Consider the following 17556-nt stretch of genomic DNA (forward strand, 5'->3'; position numbering starts at 1 on the left):
GAGGACCGCCTCTTGCGCCAGGGATAGCAAGCAAGGGCAGCCCCGCAGCGAGGCTATCGTCCCCCCTGGGAAGAAGGCGCGAAGCGCCTCAGGGGGAGTCATTTACACAACGATATTCACCAGGCGGCCCGGCACCACGATGATCTTCTTGGGTGCACGGCCTTCGGCAAACTTCTGATACTCCTCGTTGGCCAGTGCAGCCGCCTCGATGGCAGCCTTGTCGGCAGTGGCGGACACCAGGATCGCACCGCGCAGCTTGCCGTTGACCTGCAGCACCAGCGAGATCTCGTCCTGGACCAGGGCCTTGGGATCGACCTGCGGCCAGGGGGCATCGAGCAGATCGCCCAGGTGGTTGGCATAGCCCAGCTCGCTCCACAGCACATGGGCCAGATGGGGCGTAGCGGGGTAGAGCACGCGCAGCAGAATGCCGAAGCCTTCGATCAGCGCCACCTTGGCACCGGTGTCATCCAGGGCCTTGAAGTCTTCCAGCGCATTGATCATCTTCATCGCGCCGGACACCACGGTGTTGTACTGCATGCGCGAGTAGTCGTACTCGACCTGCTTGAGCACGTTGTGGATTTCCAGACGCAGGGCCTTGGCCGCCTTGCCGAATTCCACATCGTCCAGCGACTTGGCACCGGCCACGCCCTGCACGGCGGAAGCCATGTCCATGGCTGTCAGCTTGCTGCCGAAGTTGTAGACGCGGCGCAGGAAGCGATAGCTGCCTTCCACGGCGGCGTCGTTCCACTCCAGCGTCAGCTCGGGGGGCGAGGTGAACATGGTGTACAGACGTGCGGTGTCGGCGCCGTACTTCTCGATCAGATCCTGCGGGTCCACACCGTTGTTCTTGGACTTGGACATGGTGCCCACGCCCTCGTAGTCGATGGCGGTGCCCACGGGCAGCAGGCCGTCGGCGCTATCCACTTCGACCTTCAGCTTGGCGCCGATGATCTTGCCGGACTCGTCGAACACATGCTCCACATCCTTGGGCCAGAAGTATTCCTTGGCGCCCTTGACCGTGCGACGGCTATAGATGTGATTGAGCACCATGCCCTGGGTCAGCAGCTTGGTGAAGGGCTCGTCGATCTTGACCAGACCCAGGTCGCGCATGACCTTGGTCCAGAAGCGCGCATACAGCAGGTGCAGGATGGCATGTTCCACGCCGCCGATGTACTGGTCCATGGGCATCCAGTAGTCGGCGCCGTCGGCCACCATCTGTTCGCCGTTCTTGGCGTCGCAATAGCGCATGAAGTACCAGGACGAATCCACAAAGGTGTCCATGGTGTCGGTTTCACGGCGGGCGGGCTTGCCGCAGCAGGGGCAGACCACGCCGGCGTGGAAGGCCTCTGACTTGACCAGCGGATTGCCGGAGCCATCGGGCACCAGATCCTGGGGCAGGACCACGGGCAGGTCCTTCTCGGGCACGGGCTGAGGGCCGCAATCGGCGCAATGAATGATGGGGATGGGTGTGCCCCAGTAGCGCTGACGGCTGATGCCCCAGTCGCGCAGACGCCAGGTGGTCTTGAGCTCGCCCAGGCCGTTGTCGCCCAGGATCTTGGCCACGGCCTGCACCGCATCCTTGTGGTTCAGACCGTCGAGATCGCCGGAGTTGATCAGTACGCCGCGCTCCTTGTCGCCATACCAGTCGTTCCACTGCTTGTCGTCATAAGCGGCCTGGCCTTCCACGGCCACCACCTGCTTGATGGGCAGGCCGTATTTGTTGGCAAAGGCGAAGTCGCGCTCGTCGTGGGCGGGAACACCCATCACGGCGCCGTCGCCATAGCTCATCAGCACATAGTTGCCGATCCAGACCTCGACCTGTGCACCGGTGATGGGGTGGGTGACGAACAGGCCCGTGGGCTTGCCTTCCTTTTCCTTGACGGCCAGCTCGGCTTCGGTCGTTCCGCCCTTTTTGCACTCCTCGATGAAGGCTGCCAGCTCGGGGCTGGAGGCCGCGGCATGCAGCGCCAGCGGGTGCTCGGGGGCAACCGCGCAGAAGGTCACGCCCATGATGGTGTCGGCACGCGTGGTGAAGACATACATCCTGCCGTCCTGGATCAGCTGGCCGTCAGCGCCCTTGATGTCATGGGTGAACGCAAAGCGCACGCCTGCGGACTTGCCAATCCAGTTTTCCTGCATCAGGCGCACCTTGTCGGGCCAGCCGTTCAGAGTGGCCTTCTCGTTGCCGACCTGTACATGGTCCAGCAGTTCCTGAGCGTAGTTGGTGATGGCCAGGTAGTAGCCGGGAATCTCACGCTTTTCCACCAGCGCACCGGTACGCCAGCCGCGGCCATCGATGACCTGCTCGTTGGCCAGCACGGTCTGATCCACCGGGTCCCAGTTCACCACCTGGGTCTTGCGGTAGGCAATGCCTTTTTCCAGCATCTTGAGGAACAGCCACTGGTTCCACTTGTAGTACTCGGGGTCGCAGGTGGCGACCTCGCGGCTCCAGTCGATGGCCAGGCCCATGGCCTGCATCTGCTTCTTCATGTACGCGATGTTCTCGTACGTCCACTTGGCAGGCGGCACCTTGTTCTTCAGCGCAGCGTTCTCGGCAGGCAGGCCGAAGGCGTCCCAGCCCATGGGCATGAGGACGTTGTAGCCCTTCATGCGCAGCTGGCGCGTGAGCATGTCGTTGATGGTGTAGTTGCGCACATGCCCCATGTGCAGCTTGCCGCTGGGATAGGGCAGCATGGAGCAGGCGTAGTACTTGGGCTTGCTGCCGTCTTCGGTGACGCGGTAGGCGTCCTTGGCTTGCCAGTGATCTTGCGCGGCGCGCTCGACCTCGATGTGGTTGAATTTTTCTTGCATGGTGCAGTGCAGTGGCCGCCAGCCCCACTTGGGACCCGGCAAGGTAGAAATCTGAAATCAGCAGGGATTTTAGGCTGCCCGACCGCTTGCGCCGTTTTAGCCCTGCATGACCGCAGAACCCGCTGCGCCATCCCAGCGGCCTTCCTGCACGCCACGCTGGGAAATACGGCTTTGCGTAAGCTAGTGGCTGTTCACACATTGCTGAACTTTTTGCACGCCTGCCGGTCTGAACGGCCTGCTTCCGTGCCCGACGCCATCGCCTGCCTTCTGCCCGAAGTTGCCAGACTTGCGCTCCTGCCCCGGTCCATTCTTCTGAGGAGCTGCTCTTGCTTTCCCGCTGGTCTTTTGTTTCTGACTGGAATCCCGCCATGCAAATGCTGGCCTCGCTCTGCGTCCTGGCCCTGACCGCTCTTGTGGCCGGCTGGCTGACCCAGTGGCTGGGGCTCAAGGTCTTTCGCCGTATGCGCGACACCCTCAGGACCGGCTGGGCCCAGATCCTCATGCACGACAAGGTGCTGCGCCGCCTGGCCAAGGTCGTGCCCTCGCTGATCGTGCAGTTCGGCGTCCAGGGCGTGCCGCATCTGGAGCCGCGCTGGACCACGCTGATCACCAATGTGGCGGTTGCCTTCACGCTCTACCACCTGGCGCGCGTGCTGTGCGATCTGCTCAATGCCACGAACGAGGCCCATGAACGCGACGAGGCACGCAAGGCCGCCGTCCAGACCCATTCCATCAAGAGCTATGTACAGCTGGGCAAGCTGCTGGTCTGCAGCTTTGCCGTGGTGCTCATCGTGGCCACGCTGATGGACCGCTCGCCGCTGCTGCTGCTCTCGGGCCTGGGCGCCATGTCGGCCGTGCTGATGCTGGTGTTCAAGGACACCATCCTCTCCTTTGTCGCCGGCGTTCAGCTCGGCAGCAACGACATGCTGCGCGTGGGCGACTGGATAGAGATGCCCCAGGTCGGCGCCGACGGCTTTGTGACCGATATCGCGCTCAATACCGTCAAGGTGCAGAACTGGGACAAGACCATCACCACCATTCCCACCTGGCGGCTGATGACGGACAGCTTCAAGAACTGGCGCGGCATGTTCGACTCGGGTGGACGCCGCATCATGCGCTCGCTGAACCTGGACGCCAACACCGTGCATCTGCTCTCGCCCGAGGAACGCGCAGGCATGGGCCATATCGCGCTGCTGCAACCCTACTGGAGCGAGCGCGACGGCCTGCAGGCCATGCCGGGCGCAGCCGAGGCCGCCATGCCAACCCAGGCCATCGCCGCCCACCAGGTGACGAATCTGGCCGCCTTCAAGGCCTATGCCTACGCCTATCTGATGGGCCATCCGCGCATTGGCAAAGGCCCGGGCATGTTCCTCATGGTACGCACCATGGAGACATCGCCCACGGGGCTGCCGCTGCAGCTGTTCTGCTACACCAACACCACCGTCTGGGTGGAGTACGAAGGCATACAGGGCGAAATCTTCGACCATCTGATCGGCGTGCTGCCGCAGTTCGGGCTGACGCTGTACCAGCGCTCGTCGGACTACGGCACCCACTATCCGCCCTCCCGTCCCGATGTAGTAGCCCGTTAATACCCGCCGCGTGCCCTGACTGCCCACAATGGCCTGACCCAACCACAAGGAGACAGACCATGGCAGGCAAGAAGATTTTGATGATTTGCGGCGATTACTGCGAGGACTATGAAACCATGGTCCCGTTCCAGGCCCTGCTGGCCGTGGGCCATACGGTGCACGCGGTCTGCCCCGACAAAAAGGCCGGCGACCAGATCAAGACCGCCATCCACGACTTCGAAGGCGCACAGACCTATAGCGAAAAGCCAGGCCACAACTTCACGCTCAACGCCACATTCGCCGACGTGAAGCCCGAGCAGTACGACGCCCTGGTCATACCCGGCGGCCGCGGCCCCGAGTATCTGCGTGGCTATGAAAGCGTGCGCGCGGCCGTACGTCACTTCTTCGACACCAACAAACCCGTGGCCGCCGTCTGCCACGGCGCGCAGTTGCTCGCCGGGGCCGGAGTGCTCAAGGGCCGCACCTGCTCGGCCTACCCCGCCTGCCGCGCCGAGGTGGAACTGGCCGGAGGCAGCTATGCCGACATTCCCGTCGACCAGGCCCATACCGAGGGCAACCTGGTCAGCGCCCCGGCATGGCCCGCCCACCCGGCCTGGATCGCCCAGTTTCTCGCTCTGCTGGGCACGAAGATTTCGCACTGAAATCAGCCTCCAGAGCTTTCCCATCAAGCGCAGCAGGCTATCAATTCAAGAGTTCTCCTCTTGACGCCGCAGTCACCGGGCCACACCATGGCCCGGTTTTGTTTTTGGAGAGTCGCGCCATGTGCCAGGTCTTTGTCAGCGCCGATCCCCAGCTCTGGGCCCACCGGGCCCGCTCCATCCGGCTGCATGGAGTCGCCACCAGCATCCGGCTGGAAAACCTGTTCTGGCAGGTACTCGAAGAGATTGCCGCGCGGGACGGCTATACCGTGCCCCAGCTCTGCACCAAGCTCTATGACGAACTGCTGGCCGAGCGCAAAGCGGTGGACAACTTCAGCTCTTTTCTGCGCGTCTGCTGCACCCGCTATCTGGCGCTGCAGCTGTCGGGGGAGATTGCGCAGGACATGGGCATACCGATTCGCTCGCTGGGCAATGCCTCGTCACCCCAGTCCGCCAGCCCGCAACTGACACACTGAGGCTCAGCGCAGATACACGGCCTCGAACCGCAGCAGCACACGCCCCTCGGCATCGCTGAGCACCAGTTTCTGCCCCTGCACGGCGTAGCTGCTGACCTGAGCCAGAGTGGCCAGCAGCTGCTGCTCCCGGCGCATGCCCTGCACACAGGCCATGCGGGTGCCGCCCACGGCCGAAAAACGCAGCCAGCGCCCGTCCAGGCTGTAGTTGCCGCGCAGGCGATTGCAGCCGCCCGCGCCATGAAAACGGCCGCTGCCGGTCTCCAGCACCAGATGCGGCTCGGGCTGATTGTCATAGGCGCTGACATGCGGGCCGTCACCCAGCTGGACCAGCTTCCAATAGGTATTGAGCAGCGGTGCCGGCACGGCGGCCATGGCTTCGCCCTCGGACGCCACGCTCCCTGCATCTGCAGCGGCGCCAGCCGGGACTCCCAACAGCAAGAGCACCCCCAGTGCTGGGCCAAGCAGGGCGCGCAGGTTCGAGAAAGCAGTCATTACAAACACCTCTCTGGCCATCGACACACACAGACAAAGCGCTGGCAGCTCATATTTCAGGAGTATCAGACGTGCCCGCGCACAAAGCTGCAGGCCGCCGCATTGGTACAGCGCCAGATGGCCTGCCCCGCCAGCGGCCCGCGCTGCATCAGCAACTTGCGCAGCGGCCATTCGCATTGCGGGCAGACCGGCACATCATTGATCCGTTCGGGCTGCACCGGCTCTGCAACCTCTGCCGCAGTGTCAGCTACCGCAGCCGAAGCCGCAACCGCTGACTGGGCACGCGGTACCGGAATGACAGGCTCCGGCAGAATATCCACGGTCTCGGGCGCGGGCGGCTTGACCAGCTGTGCCGCGGCTTCCGCCACCGGCTCCCGCCTGGGTTTGCGTGCCTTGCTGGCCGCCTGCAGCTGGCGGACATGCGCCACATGCCGCCTGTCGGTGGCACGACCGGGCTGCAGCCGAAGTGCATCGAGCTTGTCCAGCAGCGCCTGCATTTGCTCGGGGCTCCACACGGGCTGGGTAAAGCTCTGGATATGGTCGACAAAGCCGAGGCCGCGCGTGACATGGGCCGGCATCTCGGTCTTGAACTCGCAGTCGCCCACAAAGGCGATCACCGAGTGCAGATGCTCGGGCGCAATGTCCAGCAGCGACTGCAAGGTCTTGACGTGCTTGTAGTTCTGGCGCAGCGGGTTCTGGAAGCGGCTGCGCTTTCTGAAAATCTGCTGCGTCCATTCGCGCTGCTTTTCGGTGCCGAAAATCCAGCCCTGGTAGTTCTTGGTTTCCAGCACGAACAGGCCGTAGGGCGAAAAGATCAGATGGTCGATCTGCGTGCTGCCGCCATCCGCCGTGGGCAGGGTGACGTTGTGCATGTCCACATAGATCAGCGGATTGAGCTGCCGGCGAATCGCCCCCTGCACGGCCCGCTCGCCGCGCCAACCCTTGAAGCGTGGCGAGCGCAGCAGTCCCGCCAGCACCACGAATGCCAGCGCCAGTCCCAGATAAACAAAGAGGCCCTGAAAGGCCACTGAAAAGATCTGATCCATCGCGAGTCTCATTCAACGCAAGCAGCAAAAACTGGCATACCCCAAGGCAAGGGACAGCGAGCAAGCGCCGCCGCGCAGCGAAGCTGTCGTCCCCCTCCCATAGCGCGAAGCGCGTAGAGAGAGGGGGAAGGCGCAAGCGCCTCAGGGGGAGCCTTCAATTCAACGCCATGCTCAGCCTGCGGCGATAGCTGTTGACCAGCGCCGTGGCCTCGTCCTGCTCGGCACTGCTCTTGCCCAGCAGCTCGATGCCGCCGCTGGTCTTGCCGGGCACGGCGTCCTGCTTCTTGGGCTTGGGCGGGGTCAGCAGCTCCAGCACGCCGACGATGAGCTTGCGCGCCGCCTGATCGTTCCAGGTCTTGTCGCGCATGATGATTTCGAGCATTTCGTCCATGGCATCAGTCCACTGGCTGTGGGCCAGCAGGGCACGGGCGCGGCCAAAGCGGGCGTCGAAGTCGCGCTTGTTGGCCGCGATGGCGGCGTCGTACTTGGCCACGTCGGCATTGTCGCCCTGCACGGCGAATTCCAGCGCCTTGAGCCACTGGTTCAGCGCTTCGAAGCGCAGCGGCTGGGGAATGCGCTTGACGGGCTCGGCCAGCAGTGCCGCAGCCTCCTCGAAGCTGCCGGTGGCGATCAGCAGGCGCACATAGTCAAAGCGCGCATCGTCATTGGCCGGGTCGGCCGCCAGCGCATCGGCCAGCTTCTGCAGCGCCGCCTGGGTGTCGCCGGACTCCAGCAGGGCCTGGGCTTCGTCGGCATCGGCCTCGGCCGCCAGCTCGCCTTCGGAGGGCAGATGCTTGTCCAGGAACTCGCGCAGCTTGCCTTCGGGCTGGGCGCCCATGAAGCCGTCCACGGGCTTGCCGCCGATCATCAGCACGCAGGTCGGGATGGAGCGAATGCCGAACATGCTGGCCAGTTGCTGCTCCTGATCGGAGTCGATCTTGACCAGCTTGAAGCGGCCCTCATAGGCGACTTCCAGCTTTTCCAGCACCGGACCCAGCGTCTTGCAGGGGCCGCACCAAGGCGCCCAGAAGTCCACCAGCACGGGCACTGCCATGGAGGCGGCTACGACTTCGGCTTCAAAATTCTCGAGGGTGACGTCAATCATGTGATTCCCAATGCTGCTTGTGCGCTGCCACGCGGGCAGCGGCGCTGAAAAGTCTGCGAGCCGGCCACTCCAGCAGAGTGCCCACCGCGCGATGCTGCGATTCTCCACGCAAATGCGCGAGCGCAAGCCATAGACCAGGCCGAACCGGGTCTTTGCTACTCAGATGGGAGCAGCTTGCGCATGTTTCAAGGTCGATTCGAGGTGTTTTATGCCGAAAACCAATGGAATGCATGCGCAAGCAGCTACGGTTTCAAGAGTAACCGCACCGCAACCGTGCTCGCCCCTGGGCTATATTGCTTGCGAACCAAGGAGCGCAGACTTGATTGAAGTTTCACAACTGGTGTTTGAATATCCGGGCCACCGCGCCCTCGACGGCGTGAGCCTGTCCATCGCTGCGGGCAGCGTGACGGCACTCGTCGGGCCCAACGGCGCCGGCAAGTCCACGCTGATGCGCTGCATCGCCGGACTCGAGCAGCCGCTGTCGGGCCAGGTGCGCGTCAAGGGCCTGTCGGTCGAGCAGCAGCCGCGCGAGGTGCATCGCCACCTGGGCTATCTCTCGGATTTCTACGGCCTGTACGACCGGCTCAGCGTGACGCGCTGCCTGCAGTACTCGGCCCTGTCCATGGGCGTGGCACCCGACGGCGTGGAGGCCCGCGTGCAGCAGGTGGCCCAGCAACTGGGCCTGACGCAGCTGCTGCACCGCCACCCGACCGAACTCTCGCGCGGCCAGCGCCAGCGCGTGGCGATCGGCCAGGCCATCGTCCACCAGCCCAGCGTGCTGCTGCTTGACGAGCCGGCCAGCGGCCTCGACCCCGATGCGCGCAGCAGCCTCTCGACGCTGTTCCGCCAGCTGCAGGCCCAGGGCATGACGCTGATCGTCTCCAGCCACATCCTCAGCGAGCTGGACGAGTACTGCACCCACATCCTGAGCATCCGCGACGGCCGCATCGAAAGCCACGAGGCGCTGCAGAACGCCCATGGCGAGGGCCAGCCCGCCGTCGCCGGCCAGCAGCCCCAGCTCTATGCGCTGGAAGTGGCCATGGAGCCGGACGAAGGGCTGGAGACGCGCCTGCGTCAGGCCTTGCTGAGCACCTCGGTGCAGGACTTCGACACCACGGGCCGCCGTCCGATTCAGCTGTGGCTGCCTGCAGCCGCCGGTGCACGCGCCCAATGGCTGGCCCAGCTGGTGCAAGCCGGCATTCCGGTCGCCGCGCTGTACCCGGTGCGCGAGCGGCTGCAGGACCGCTATGCGCGCACGGCCCAGTCCCGCGATACCGAAAGTCAGGAGCAAGCATGAGCCAACGCAATCCCGAATTCCAGCGCCAACTCTGGCTGAACTGGCGCCCGTCGCTGCTGGCCTGGAGCCTGGGCCTGAGCCTGCTCATCCTGGCCCTGCCCTTCGCCCTGTCCTCTGCCAAGGGTCTGCCCGGCACGCTGAGCATGACCGCCATCGCCGGCCTGTACCTGGCGGCCATCATCTACGGCAGCGTGCTGGCCGGGCGCAGCCTGGCCGAGGAAGCCAGCCAGAACACCTGGGACTGGCAACGCCTGTCCGTGCTCACGCCCTGGCAGATGGCCTGGGGCAAGCTGCTGGGCGCCACCTTGCCGGCCTGGCTGTATGTGCTGTGGTTTGCGCTGGCCGTGGTGGGCGTGACCCACTTCTGGGCACTGGAGCCCCTGAAGCTGCAGCACACGATTGGCCTGGCCGTGCTCTGGGGCCTGGGCCTGCAGACCTGGGCCATGAACTCCGTGCTCATGAGCTGGGGACTGAGGGACAGGCCCGTCAATCGCCGGCGTGCGGCCCTGCTGCCCCTGCTGCTGCTGTTCTTCGCCCCCGGCCCCTTTATCGACCATGTCTACAAAGGCATGGTGGACAGCGATGCCGCGCCGGTGTTCTGGTGGGGCCTGGACGTGGGCGGCCTGGGCCTGGCCTATCTGGCCGGTGCGCTGATACTGGGCCTGGGCCTGCTGGCCCTGTGGCGCCAGCTCTGCACCCGACTCGATGTACATACCTTGCCCTGGGCCTGGCCGCTGGGCCTGGCACTGACGGGATTTTTCGCGGCCGGCACGCTCAACCTGGGCATTGCCGCATTTTTCAGCAGCACCGCCTGGATCGCGCTGATCGGCACCGCCTATGTCGCCCTGCAGCACATGGACCAGCATCTGCGCGCCTGGCGCCAGGTGCAATGGTCGGTCAGCCGCCAGCGCTGGCGTGAGGCACTCGAGGCGCTGCCGCTGTGGCCGGTCAGCCTGCTGCTGGGCTTTGCCATGGCCTTGCTGCTGCTGTTCGCCCCCCAAAGCCTGGAGGCGGCCATCAGCGGCGAACTCAACAGCTTCACCCTCTATCTGTGCCTGCATCTGCTGCGCGACTGCCTGCTGCTGACCGGCTTCGCCCTGCTGGCAGGCAAGCTCAAGTCCCCGCTGGCCTCGTTTGTCGTCGCCTGGCTGATCCTCAACATCGCCGCGCCGCTGCTGGCCTATGGCGCAGGCGGCCATAGGGGCGCCATGCTGGTCCAGCCGGTCGTGGCCATGTGGATGGCTCCTTCGGATGCGGCAACGCAGGCCGGTTCCTGGCTGAGCTATCTGCCCTGGGCCTCTCTGAGCCTGCAGACCCTGGCTGCGCTGGCCTGGGTCGTCCATGTCTTCAGGGACCGCGTGCTGGGCTTTGCACGCGACAACGCGGCCGCCCGCATCCGGGGGTCATAGATGCTTTGACCGGGTGGCTTTGCCCCACAGCTGCCCGGCAATGCAGCGAAAACGTAAAATCAGGGGTTCCACTAGGCCGGGCGGCAGCGCCCTGAAGAACATGAACCCCATCCAAGTTGGCGTGGTCATGGGTTCCAGCAGCGACTGGGACACCATGCAACACGCAGTTGCCATCCTCCAGCAATTCGGTATCGCTTTTGAAGCCCAGGTCGTATCGGCCCACCGCATGCCGGACGACATGTTCCGCTTTGCCGAAGCCGCAGCCGACCGTGGCCTCAAGGCCATCATCGCCGGCGCCGGCGGTGCTGCCCACCTGCCCGGCATGATTGCCGCCAAGACCACCGTGCCCGTGCTCGGCGTGCCCGTGGCCAGCCGCCACCTGCAAGGCGTGGACTCGCTGCACTCCATCGTGCAGATGCCCAAGGGCGTGCCCGTGGCCACCTTTGCCATCGGCAATGCCGGTGCGGCCAATGCGGCCCTGTTTGCCGTGGCCCTGCTGGCCAGCGAAGACGCCGAGCTGCGCAAAAAGCTCGAAGCCTTCCGTGCCGAGCAGACCGAGGCGGCCCGCAACATGACCCTGCCGGTGAACGCATGAGCGCCCGCGACATGCAAGTGATACTGCCGGGTGCGACCCTCGGCGTGCTGGGCGGCGGTCAGCTGGGCCGCATGTTTGCCCATGCCGCTCAGGCCATGGGCTATTTCACCGCCGTGCTGGACAAGGACGAGACCAGCCCCGCCGGTCTGGTCAGCCACCAGCATGTGCGCACCGGCTACGAAGACGCCAAGGGCCTGGCCGAGCTGGCCGGACTCTGCGCGGCCGTGACCACCGAATTCGAAAACGTGCCCGCCGGCTCGCTGAACAAGCTGGCCGAGAGCCTGCCCGTATCGCCCGCCGGTTCGGCCGTGGCGATCGCCCAGGACCGCGCAGCCGAAAAAGCCCACTTCGTGAAGTGCGGCGTGCCCTGCGCCCCCTATGCCGTGATCGAGACGGCCGAGCAGCTGGCGGCCGTCAACGACGCGCTGCTGCCCGGCATCCTCAAGACCGCACGCATGGGCTATGACGGCAAGGGGCAGATCCGCGTCAAGACCCGCGACGAGCTGATCAAGGCCTGGAGCGAGCTCAAGCAGGTGGCCTGCGTGCTCGAAAAAATGCTGCCGCTGGCGCATGAATGCTCGGTCATCGTGGCCCGTGGCCGCAATGGCGACATCGTCAACCTGCCCGTGCAGCGCAATCTGCACCGCGACGGCATTCTGGCCGTGACCGAGGTCTACGAAGGCAACGTGCCCGCAGCACAGGCCGAGCAAGCGGTAGCCGCTGCGAAGTCCGTAGCTATCGGCCTCGACTACGTGGGCGTGCTCTGCGTGGAATTCTTTGTGCTGGACAACGGCCAGCTGGTGGTCAACGAGATCGCACCGCGCCCGCACAACAGCGGCCACTACAGCCAGAACGCGATGGATGTGTCGCAGTTCGAGCTGCAAGTGCGCTGCATGACCAATCTGCCCCTGGTGCAGCCGCGCCAGCACAGCGCCACCGTCATGCTCAACCTGCTGGGCGATCTGTGGTTCAAGGACGGCGAAACCGCCAAGGCCCCGGCCTGGGATCAGATCCTGGCCCTGCCAGGCGCCCACCTGCATCTGTACGGCAAGGTCGATGCCAAGCCAGCCCGCAAGATGGGCCACTTGAACATCACTGCGGCCAGCCCCGAAAAAGCGCGTGAAACCGCTTTGAAGGCGGCCGAGATCCTGGGCATTGACGCGTTCTGATAACACCCCCTGAGCGGCTTTGCCTAGGCGGCCCCGCCGCTTCCCCCTCTCTCGCTACGCGGGAGGGGGACGACGCCCTCGCTGCGGGGCGGCCCTTGCTCGGCGTCCTTCGCTGATGCTCTGCAAGCGCAAAAGCACCGCACATACGGCGGCGCAGTGCATGAAAGAGGAATTGAAATGATCTTGGATGGAACGCTGGAAGCCTCGGTGCAAGCCGCTGCGCTCGCCCTGCAGCAAGGCCGGCTGCTGGGCCTGCCCACCGAGACGGTCTACGGTCTGGCCGCAGACAGCGACAACGATGCCGCCGTGGCGCAGATCTTTGCAGCCAAGGGGCGCCCGGCCAACCATCCGCTGATCGTGCATGTGGCCGATGCCGCCGCCATCACCCGCTATGCCAAGGAAGTCCCGGTCTTTGCCCAGCAGCTGATCGATGCGTTCTGGCCCGGCCCGCTGACCCTGATCCTGCCGCGCCTGCCGCATGCTGCCAAGGCATCGACCGGGGGCCAGGACAGCGTGGGCCTGCGCTGCCCGTCCCACCCCGTGGCCCATGCGGTGCTGCAGGCCTGCCAGCAGCTCGATCCGCCGGTCTGGGGCGTCTCGGCCCCCAGCGCCAACAAGTTCGGCCGCGTCAGCCCCACCACGGCCGAGCATGTGGCCACCGAGTTTGGCGAAGCACTGCTGGTGCTCGATGGCGGTGCCTGCGAAGTGGGCATTGAATCGACAATAGTCGACTGCACGCGGGGCGTGCCCGTGCTGCTGCGCCCCGGCGCCATCACGCGTGACGATATCGAGCGTGCCTGCGGCCTGCGACCGCTCTCGAAAGAAGAGCTGACTGCTGATACCCCGCGTGCATCGGGAACTCTTTTGGCGCATTACGCGCCCAACGCCAAGGTGCGGCTCATGGATGCCGGACAGCTGCAATCGGCGCTGGACATCCTGGGCAAGGATGGCAGGAATATTGCCATCTATCACCGCGGTCCCCTCAATGTCACCACAGCCCAGCTGCTGCTGCGCCGCATGTCCGACGAGCCGCGCGACGTGGCCCGTGAGCTGTTCGGCATGCTGCGCAATTTCGACGACTGGGGCGCCAAGCTGATCTGGATCGAGACCCCGCCCGACACCGCCGACTGGGAAGGCGTGCGCGACCGCCTGCAGCGTGCGGCGGCTGCGGGCTGAGCGACCCCTTAGCTGATTTTCAAGTAAAGATACAAATTTTTATTCGTTTTCTTTATTAAACGCCTTCTCTAACCTCGCTTGCTTCAACAGCAACTTCAAAGGTTAGAACCATGGGAACCCGTCGCGACGCGCTTGGCAAGCTTCTGTCCATCAGTGCTGCATCCCTGGGCTTGGCGGCTTGCTCGCGCTCCGACAACCAGGCCAGCAGCGAAACGAGCCGCACGGCACAAAATGGCAAGGTCGTTCCCTTCAACTACCCCGACAACCCCTCTTTCGACCTGATCTATCTCGCCGACAGACTGGGCTACTTCGACGGGACCTCCACCCGCCCCAACTACGTGGGCAAGATTGCCGCCCCCCAGATCATTCCGCTGGTCGGCACGGGCGACATCCATTTCGGCTCGCGCATGGTGCCGCTGGTGATTTCGGCCATTGCGGCCGGGGCCGACATGAAGGTGATTGCCGCCGGCAGCAAGACGCTGCAGGAGGCACCGCATATGAAGTACTTCGTGCGCAAGGATTCGGGCATCCGCACGCCCAGGGATCTGGAAGGCAAGACCATAGGCTTCAACAGCTTCGGCGCCTGCGCCGAGTTTGTCTCCAAGACCTATTTCCGCGAGCACGGCGCCGACGTCGACAAGATCAACTTCCTGGTCGTTCCCGACAACCAGGGCGAGCAGGCCGTGATCGGCCGCAATGTGGATCTGGCCATCATCCACCCACCCCATTCCGGCGGAGCCGAGGCCAACCCCGAGCTGCAGCGCCTGTGGACCGACTACGACCTGGACCGCGGCCTGGGCGGCATGGCGCCCTACAGCGTCAACGGCAAGTTTGCGCGCGAGAACCCGCAGGCCGTGCGCGATGTGGTCACGGCCATCGCCAAGGCCGGCAACTGGGTCAACGCCAACACCGACGAGGCGCGCCGCTACACGGCCGAGCGTCTGGGCATGGAGCTCAAGCATGTGGAGCGCTATGCCTATGTGGACGACCAGATCATCACTGAGCCGCCCATCCAGTACTACATTGACGTGCTGGAGCGTGAAGGCAAGCTGCAGCCGGGCAAGGTGGCAGTCAAGGATGTGTACACCAACGAATTCAACCTCTTTGCCAAGGGAGCGGCGACATGAGCACGGCCCTCGACGACTCTGGCTCCGCCATCAAGATCCGGGCACGCGATGTCCGCATGGATTTCGCCATTGCCGACGAGCGCGGCCGCAAGCAGCAGATCGCCGCCCTGCAGGACTTCAATCTCGATATCCGAGAAGGCGAGTTCTTCACCCTCCTCGGGCCCTCGGGCTGCGGCAAGTCCACGTTTCTCAATGTGCTGGCCGGGCTGGCGCGCAAGACAGGTGGCAGCATCAGCATCGACGGCCAGCCGGCCAGCGGCATCAACCGCGAGCAGGGCGTGGTGTTCCAGGGCTATGCGCTGTTTCCGTGGCGCACCGTGCTGGAGAACATCGAGGTCGGGCTGGAGATCCGCAAGATTCCCAAACGCGAGCGCCGGGAGACTGCCGAGCAGTTTCTGCACCTGGTGGGCCTGGCCGGCTTCGGCCAGCGCTACCCGCACGAACTCTCGGGCGGGATGCGTCAGCGCGTGGCCATCGCCCGCTCCCTGGCCTATTCGCCCAGCCTGCTGCTGATGGACGAACCGTTTGCCGCCCTGGATGCCCAGACACGAGAAATCCTGCAGTCCGAGCTGCTGCGCATCTGGGAGCAGCACAAGACCACCATCGTCTTCATCACCCACAGCCTCGATGAAGCCATCTATCTGTCGGATCGCATCGCCGTCATGACGCACCGGCCCGGTCGCATCAAATCCGTTCTGGACATAGCGCTGCCGCGTCCGCGCCCAGCCGGGATACGCCATGCCCCGGCCTTTGTGCAGCTGCGCGAACAGGCCTGGGATGTGCTGCGCGACGAAGTCGCCTTTGCCAGCGGCCACCGCCAGCAACCGCTGGCACCGCTGCTGCCCACCGCCCCTGATTTCAGCCTGGCCTTGCGAGGATTTGCCATATGAGCCAACTGGCCGCATCCCCATCCCGGCGCCCCGCCAAGCCGGTGTCGCTGCTTTCCTCCCGGCAACTCGGGCTGCAATGGCTGGAGCGCTCAGCCTGCGTGCTGCTGTTCTTTGCCATCTGGGAATTGCTGCCGCGCGCGGGTCTGGTCAATTCGGCCTTTCTCAGCCCGCCATCCGCGGTTCTGGCGGCCATCGTCCAGCTGGCGCAGACCGGCCAGCTGGGCAAGCATATGGCGGCCAGCCTGCAACGCTCGCTGGCAGGCCTGATTCTGGCCGTCGTGGCAGGCGTGGCGCTGGGGCTGCTGATGGGCGTGGTGCGCCGCTTCGAAGCCTTTGTCGATCCCTTGCTGCAGCTGTTCCGTCAGGTCTCGGCCCTGGCGCTGTTTCCGGTCTTTCTGCTGTTCTTCGGCATCGGTGAAGCCTCCAAGATCGCCATCATCTTCTGGGCCGCCTTCTGGCCGGTGCTGCTCAACACCATCAGCGGCGTCAAGCAGGTGGAAAAGCTGCTGATTCATTCGGCGCTGTCCATGGGGGCCTCGCGCGGCTTCATCTTCTTCAAAGTCATCCTGCCGGCGGCGGCACCGTCCATCTTCACCGGCATCCGACTGGCGGGTGCCTATTCGATCACCGCGCTGGTCGCCGCCGAGATGATCGGCTCGCATGCGGGCCTGGGCTTTCTCACGCTGAACTCTCAGGAGATCTTCCAGATCCCCAGCATGTATGCCGGCATCGTGCTGCTGGCCGTTCTGGGCCTGGCCCTCAACTATGGGCTGGCCTTGCTGGAAAAGCGCCTGACACGCTGGCGCAGCGGACTGGAATTTCATGAGTAGCGCCGCGCAATCCTGGCGGCGTTTGGTCCTGGCCGGCACCGCGCTGGCAGCCGCTGCCGCGGGAGCCGGCGTGCTGTGGCCGGCACTGCCGGATCTCGGCGGCACGCAGGCTGCAGGCCCGGTGCTGCAGCAGGCGCAGCGCCATGGCGTGCTCCATGTGGCCCTGCGCAGCTATGCGCGCCCTTCCCTGCCCGGCGAACCCTTGCCGCCAGAGCCGGATGTCTACGATCAGGCCCTGGCGGACTGGCTGGGCCGGCAACTGGGCACCAGTGTCAAAATCACCCCCGCAAGCGATGCCGACCTGGTGCTCGAAGGCGTGGCGCTGCAGGACGGCCCGGTCGCTGCTGATCGACAGACCGGCGGCAGCTATATGCCGCAGAGCCTGCAACTGCTGGTGCTCAAGCAGCAGGCCTCCCTCTGGAGCCGCCATGCCCCTGGTCACTGGAGCTCCTGGCTGCCGCATGTGGGGCAGAAGGCCGCCCCCAGACCCACGGCCTGCGTCGCCACGGGTCAGGCCTCTGCCAGCACCTTGCAGGCCCAGGGCCTGCAGCCTCTTTTCGCGCCATCCAGCATTCATGCAGTCAGCGATTTCCTGGCCGGCAAATGCCATGTTCTGGCCGAGTCTCCAGAGGTCATCGCGCGCCTGCTGCAACAGGACAACTGGCGCTTCTACACCCGTCTGGGCAACCGCTTTCGCACCACGGATCAGGCCCATGTCCGTCTGACCAAGGCCGATGCGCAGTCCACCCGCTGGCTGCAGCACGCCATCCAGCAATGGCAGCGCAGCGGTCTGCAGCAACGTGCGCAGGATAACCGTGTCAGCACGATTGCTCTGGAAGCTTCCTTGCTGGAAGACGGAGCCATCTGCCACTGACCACCCGCCTCTTTTCCGCTCTCCACCTTTTT

The 17556-nt window shown here is 64.8% G+C and carries 16 protein-coding genes; 12 read left to right on the forward strand and 4 right to left on the reverse strand.

Annotation, left to right across the window (positions count from 1 at the left end):
- Positions 1 to 102: 102 nt before the first annotated feature.
- Positions 103 to 2811: a leucine--tRNA ligase gene (gene leuS, locus FSY59_RS08610; protein ID WP_148728817.1), complete on the reverse strand. Its 2709-nt coding sequence runs from the start codon at positions 2809 to 2811 to the stop codon at positions 103 to 105.
- Positions 2812 to 3179: 368 nt separating this feature from the next.
- On the opposite strand from leuS, the gene FSY59_RS08615 reads away from it, so the two are divergent.
- From FSY59_RS08615 to FSY59_RS08625, 3 genes are all read left to right on the forward strand, one after another.
- Positions 3180 to 4400, forward strand: a complete 1221-nt coding sequence (locus FSY59_RS08615; RefSeq protein WP_003060498.1) for a mechanosensitive ion channel family protein — start codon at positions 3180 to 3182, stop codon at positions 4398 to 4400.
- A gap of 59 nt (positions 4401 to 4459) precedes the next feature.
- Positions 4460 to 5041, forward strand: a complete 582-nt coding sequence (locus tag FSY59_RS08620) for a DJ-1/PfpI family protein (RefSeq protein WP_003060496.1) — start codon at positions 4460 to 4462, stop codon at positions 5039 to 5041.
- A gap of 119 nt (positions 5042 to 5160) precedes the next feature.
- Positions 5161 to 5514, forward strand: a complete 354-nt coding sequence (locus FSY59_RS08625; RefSeq protein WP_148728818.1) for a ribbon-helix-helix domain-containing protein — start codon at positions 5161 to 5163, stop codon at positions 5512 to 5514.
- 3 nt (positions 5515 to 5517) lie between these two features.
- On the opposite strand, the gene FSY59_RS08630 is transcribed toward FSY59_RS08625, so the two are convergent.
- From FSY59_RS08630 to trxA, 3 genes are all read right to left on the reverse strand, one after another.
- Positions 5518 to 6006: an META domain-containing protein gene (locus FSY59_RS08630; RefSeq protein ID WP_253279283.1), complete on the reverse strand. Its 489-nt coding sequence runs from the start codon at positions 6004 to 6006 to the stop codon at positions 5518 to 5520.
- A 65-nt stretch (positions 6007 to 6071) separates the two neighbouring features.
- A complete protein-coding gene (locus FSY59_RS08635; protein ID WP_148728819.1) occupies positions 6072 to 7052 on the reverse strand; it encodes a nuclease-related domain-containing protein in 981 nt (326 codons plus the stop codon).
- A gap of 154 nt (positions 7053 to 7206) precedes the next feature.
- Entirely contained in the window at positions 7207 to 8157 is a 951-nt protein-coding gene (trxA, locus tag FSY59_RS08640; RefSeq protein WP_003060488.1) for a thioredoxin, read from the reverse strand.
- Between the two features lie 319 nt (positions 8158 to 8476).
- Between trxA and FSY59_RS08645 the strand changes: the two genes are divergently transcribed.
- The 9 genes from FSY59_RS08645 (at position 8477) to FSY59_RS08685 (ending at position 17524) form a co-directional block, all read left to right on the forward strand.
- The gene (locus FSY59_RS08645; RefSeq protein WP_003060483.1) at positions 8477 to 9454 is read left to right on the forward strand and encodes an ABC transporter ATP-binding protein; all 978 of its coding nucleotides are present in this window, start codon (positions 8477 to 8479) and stop codon (positions 9452 to 9454) included.
- On the forward strand, positions 9451 to 10863 hold the full coding sequence (locus tag FSY59_RS08650) for a hypothetical protein (protein WP_003060481.1): 1413 nt from the start codon (positions 9451 to 9453) through the stop codon (positions 10861 to 10863). The genes FSY59_RS08645 and FSY59_RS08650 overlap by 4 nt, the downstream gene beginning before the upstream one ends.
- Before the next feature lie 100 nt (positions 10864 to 10963).
- A complete protein-coding gene (purE, locus tag FSY59_RS08655; RefSeq protein ID WP_019044139.1) occupies positions 10964 to 11458 on the forward strand; it encodes a 5-(carboxyamino)imidazole ribonucleotide mutase in 495 nt (164 codons plus the stop codon).
- A gap of 11 nt (positions 11459 to 11469) precedes the next feature.
- Positions 11470 to 12627 carry a 5-(carboxyamino)imidazole ribonucleotide synthase gene (locus FSY59_RS08660; protein ID WP_003060477.1) on the forward strand — a complete coding sequence of 386 codons (1158 nt, stop codon included), beginning with the start codon at positions 11470 to 11472 and terminating at the stop codon, positions 12625 to 12627.
- A gap of 177 nt (positions 12628 to 12804) precedes the next feature.
- Positions 12805 to 13803 carry an L-threonylcarbamoyladenylate synthase gene (locus tag FSY59_RS08665; protein ID WP_003060474.1) on the forward strand — a complete coding sequence of 333 codons (999 nt, stop codon included), beginning with the start codon at positions 12805 to 12807 and terminating at the stop codon, positions 13801 to 13803.
- 110 nt (positions 13804 to 13913) lie between these two features.
- Positions 13914 to 14930 carry an ABC transporter substrate-binding protein gene (locus FSY59_RS08670; RefSeq protein WP_003060472.1) on the forward strand — a complete coding sequence of 339 codons (1017 nt, stop codon included), beginning with the start codon at positions 13914 to 13916 and terminating at the stop codon, positions 14928 to 14930.
- Positions 14927 to 15820: an ABC transporter ATP-binding protein gene (locus FSY59_RS08675; protein ID WP_148728820.1), complete on the forward strand. Its 894-nt coding sequence runs from the start codon at positions 14927 to 14929 to the stop codon at positions 15818 to 15820. Before FSY59_RS08670 ends, FSY59_RS08675 begins: the two co-directional genes overlap by 4 nt.
- Positions 15817 to 16650, forward strand: a complete 834-nt coding sequence (locus FSY59_RS08680; RefSeq protein WP_003060468.1) for an ABC transporter permease — start codon at positions 15817 to 15819, stop codon at positions 16648 to 16650. Before FSY59_RS08675 ends, FSY59_RS08680 begins: the two co-directional genes overlap by 4 nt.
- Positions 16643 to 17524 (forward strand): hypothetical protein, encoded by an 882-nt coding sequence (locus FSY59_RS08685; RefSeq protein WP_003060467.1) that lies wholly within the window; start codon positions 16643 to 16645, stop codon positions 17522 to 17524. The genes FSY59_RS08680 and FSY59_RS08685 overlap by 8 nt, the downstream gene beginning before the upstream one ends.
- Positions 17525 to 17556: the final 32 nt, after the last annotated feature.

Origin of the sequence: Comamonas sp. Z3, from assembly GCF_008121565.1 — a bacterium.
Classification (GTDB): Bacteria; Pseudomonadota; Gammaproteobacteria; order Burkholderiales; family Burkholderiaceae_C; genus Comamonas; species Comamonas brasiliensis.

Bases quoted from the DNA above. Each gene is read 5' to 3' on its own strand.
- FSY59_RS08650 (WP_003060481.1), top strand. From the start codon at position 9,451: ATGAGCCAACGCAATCCCGAATTCCAGCGCCAACTCTGGCTGAACTGG.
- FSY59_RS08620 (WP_003060496.1), top strand. From the start codon at position 4,460: ATGGCAGGCAAGAAGATTTTGATGATTTGCGGCGATTACTGCGAGGAC.
- FSY59_RS08665 (WP_003060474.1), top strand. From the start codon at position 12,805: ATGATCTTGGATGGAACGCTGGAAGCCTCGGTGCAAGCCGCTGCGCTC.
- FSY59_RS08625 (WP_148728818.1), top strand. From the start codon at position 5,161: ATGTGCCAGGTCTTTGTCAGCGCCGATCCCCAGCTCTGGGCCCACCGG.
- trxA (WP_003060488.1), bottom strand. From the start codon at position 8,157: ATGATTGACGTCACCCTCGAGAATTTTGAAGCCGAAGTCGTAGCCGCC.
- FSY59_RS08615 (WP_003060498.1), top strand. From the start codon at position 3,180: ATGCAAATGCTGGCCTCGCTCTGCGTCCTGGCCCTGACCGCTCTTGTG.
- FSY59_RS08630 (WP_253279283.1), bottom strand. From the start codon at position 6,006: ATGACTGCTTTCTCGAACCTGCGCGCCCTGCTTGGCCCAGCACTGGGG.
- FSY59_RS08660 (WP_003060477.1), top strand. From the start codon at position 11,470: ATGCAAGTGATACTGCCGGGTGCGACCCTCGGCGTGCTGGGCGGCGGT.
- FSY59_RS08685 (WP_003060467.1), top strand. From the start codon at position 16,643: ATGAGTAGCGCCGCGCAATCCTGGCGGCGTTTGGTCCTGGCCGGCACC.
- FSY59_RS08635 (WP_148728819.1), bottom strand. From the start codon at position 7,052: ATGGATCAGATCTTTTCAGTGGCCTTTCAGGGCCTCTTTGTTTATCTG.
- FSY59_RS08675 (WP_148728820.1), top strand. From the start codon at position 14,927: ATGAGCACGGCCCTCGACGACTCTGGCTCCGCCATCAAGATCCGGGCA.
- purE (WP_019044139.1), top strand. From the start codon at position 10,964: ATGAACCCCATCCAAGTTGGCGTGGTCATGGGTTCCAGCAGCGACTGG.
- leuS (WP_148728817.1), bottom strand. From the start codon at position 2,811: ATGCAAGAAAAATTCAACCACATCGAGGTCGAGCGCGCCGCGCAAGAT.
- FSY59_RS08680 (WP_003060468.1), top strand. From the start codon at position 15,817: ATGAGCCAACTGGCCGCATCCCCATCCCGGCGCCCCGCCAAGCCGGTG.
- FSY59_RS08670 (WP_003060472.1), top strand. From the start codon at position 13,914: ATGGGAACCCGTCGCGACGCGCTTGGCAAGCTTCTGTCCATCAGTGCT.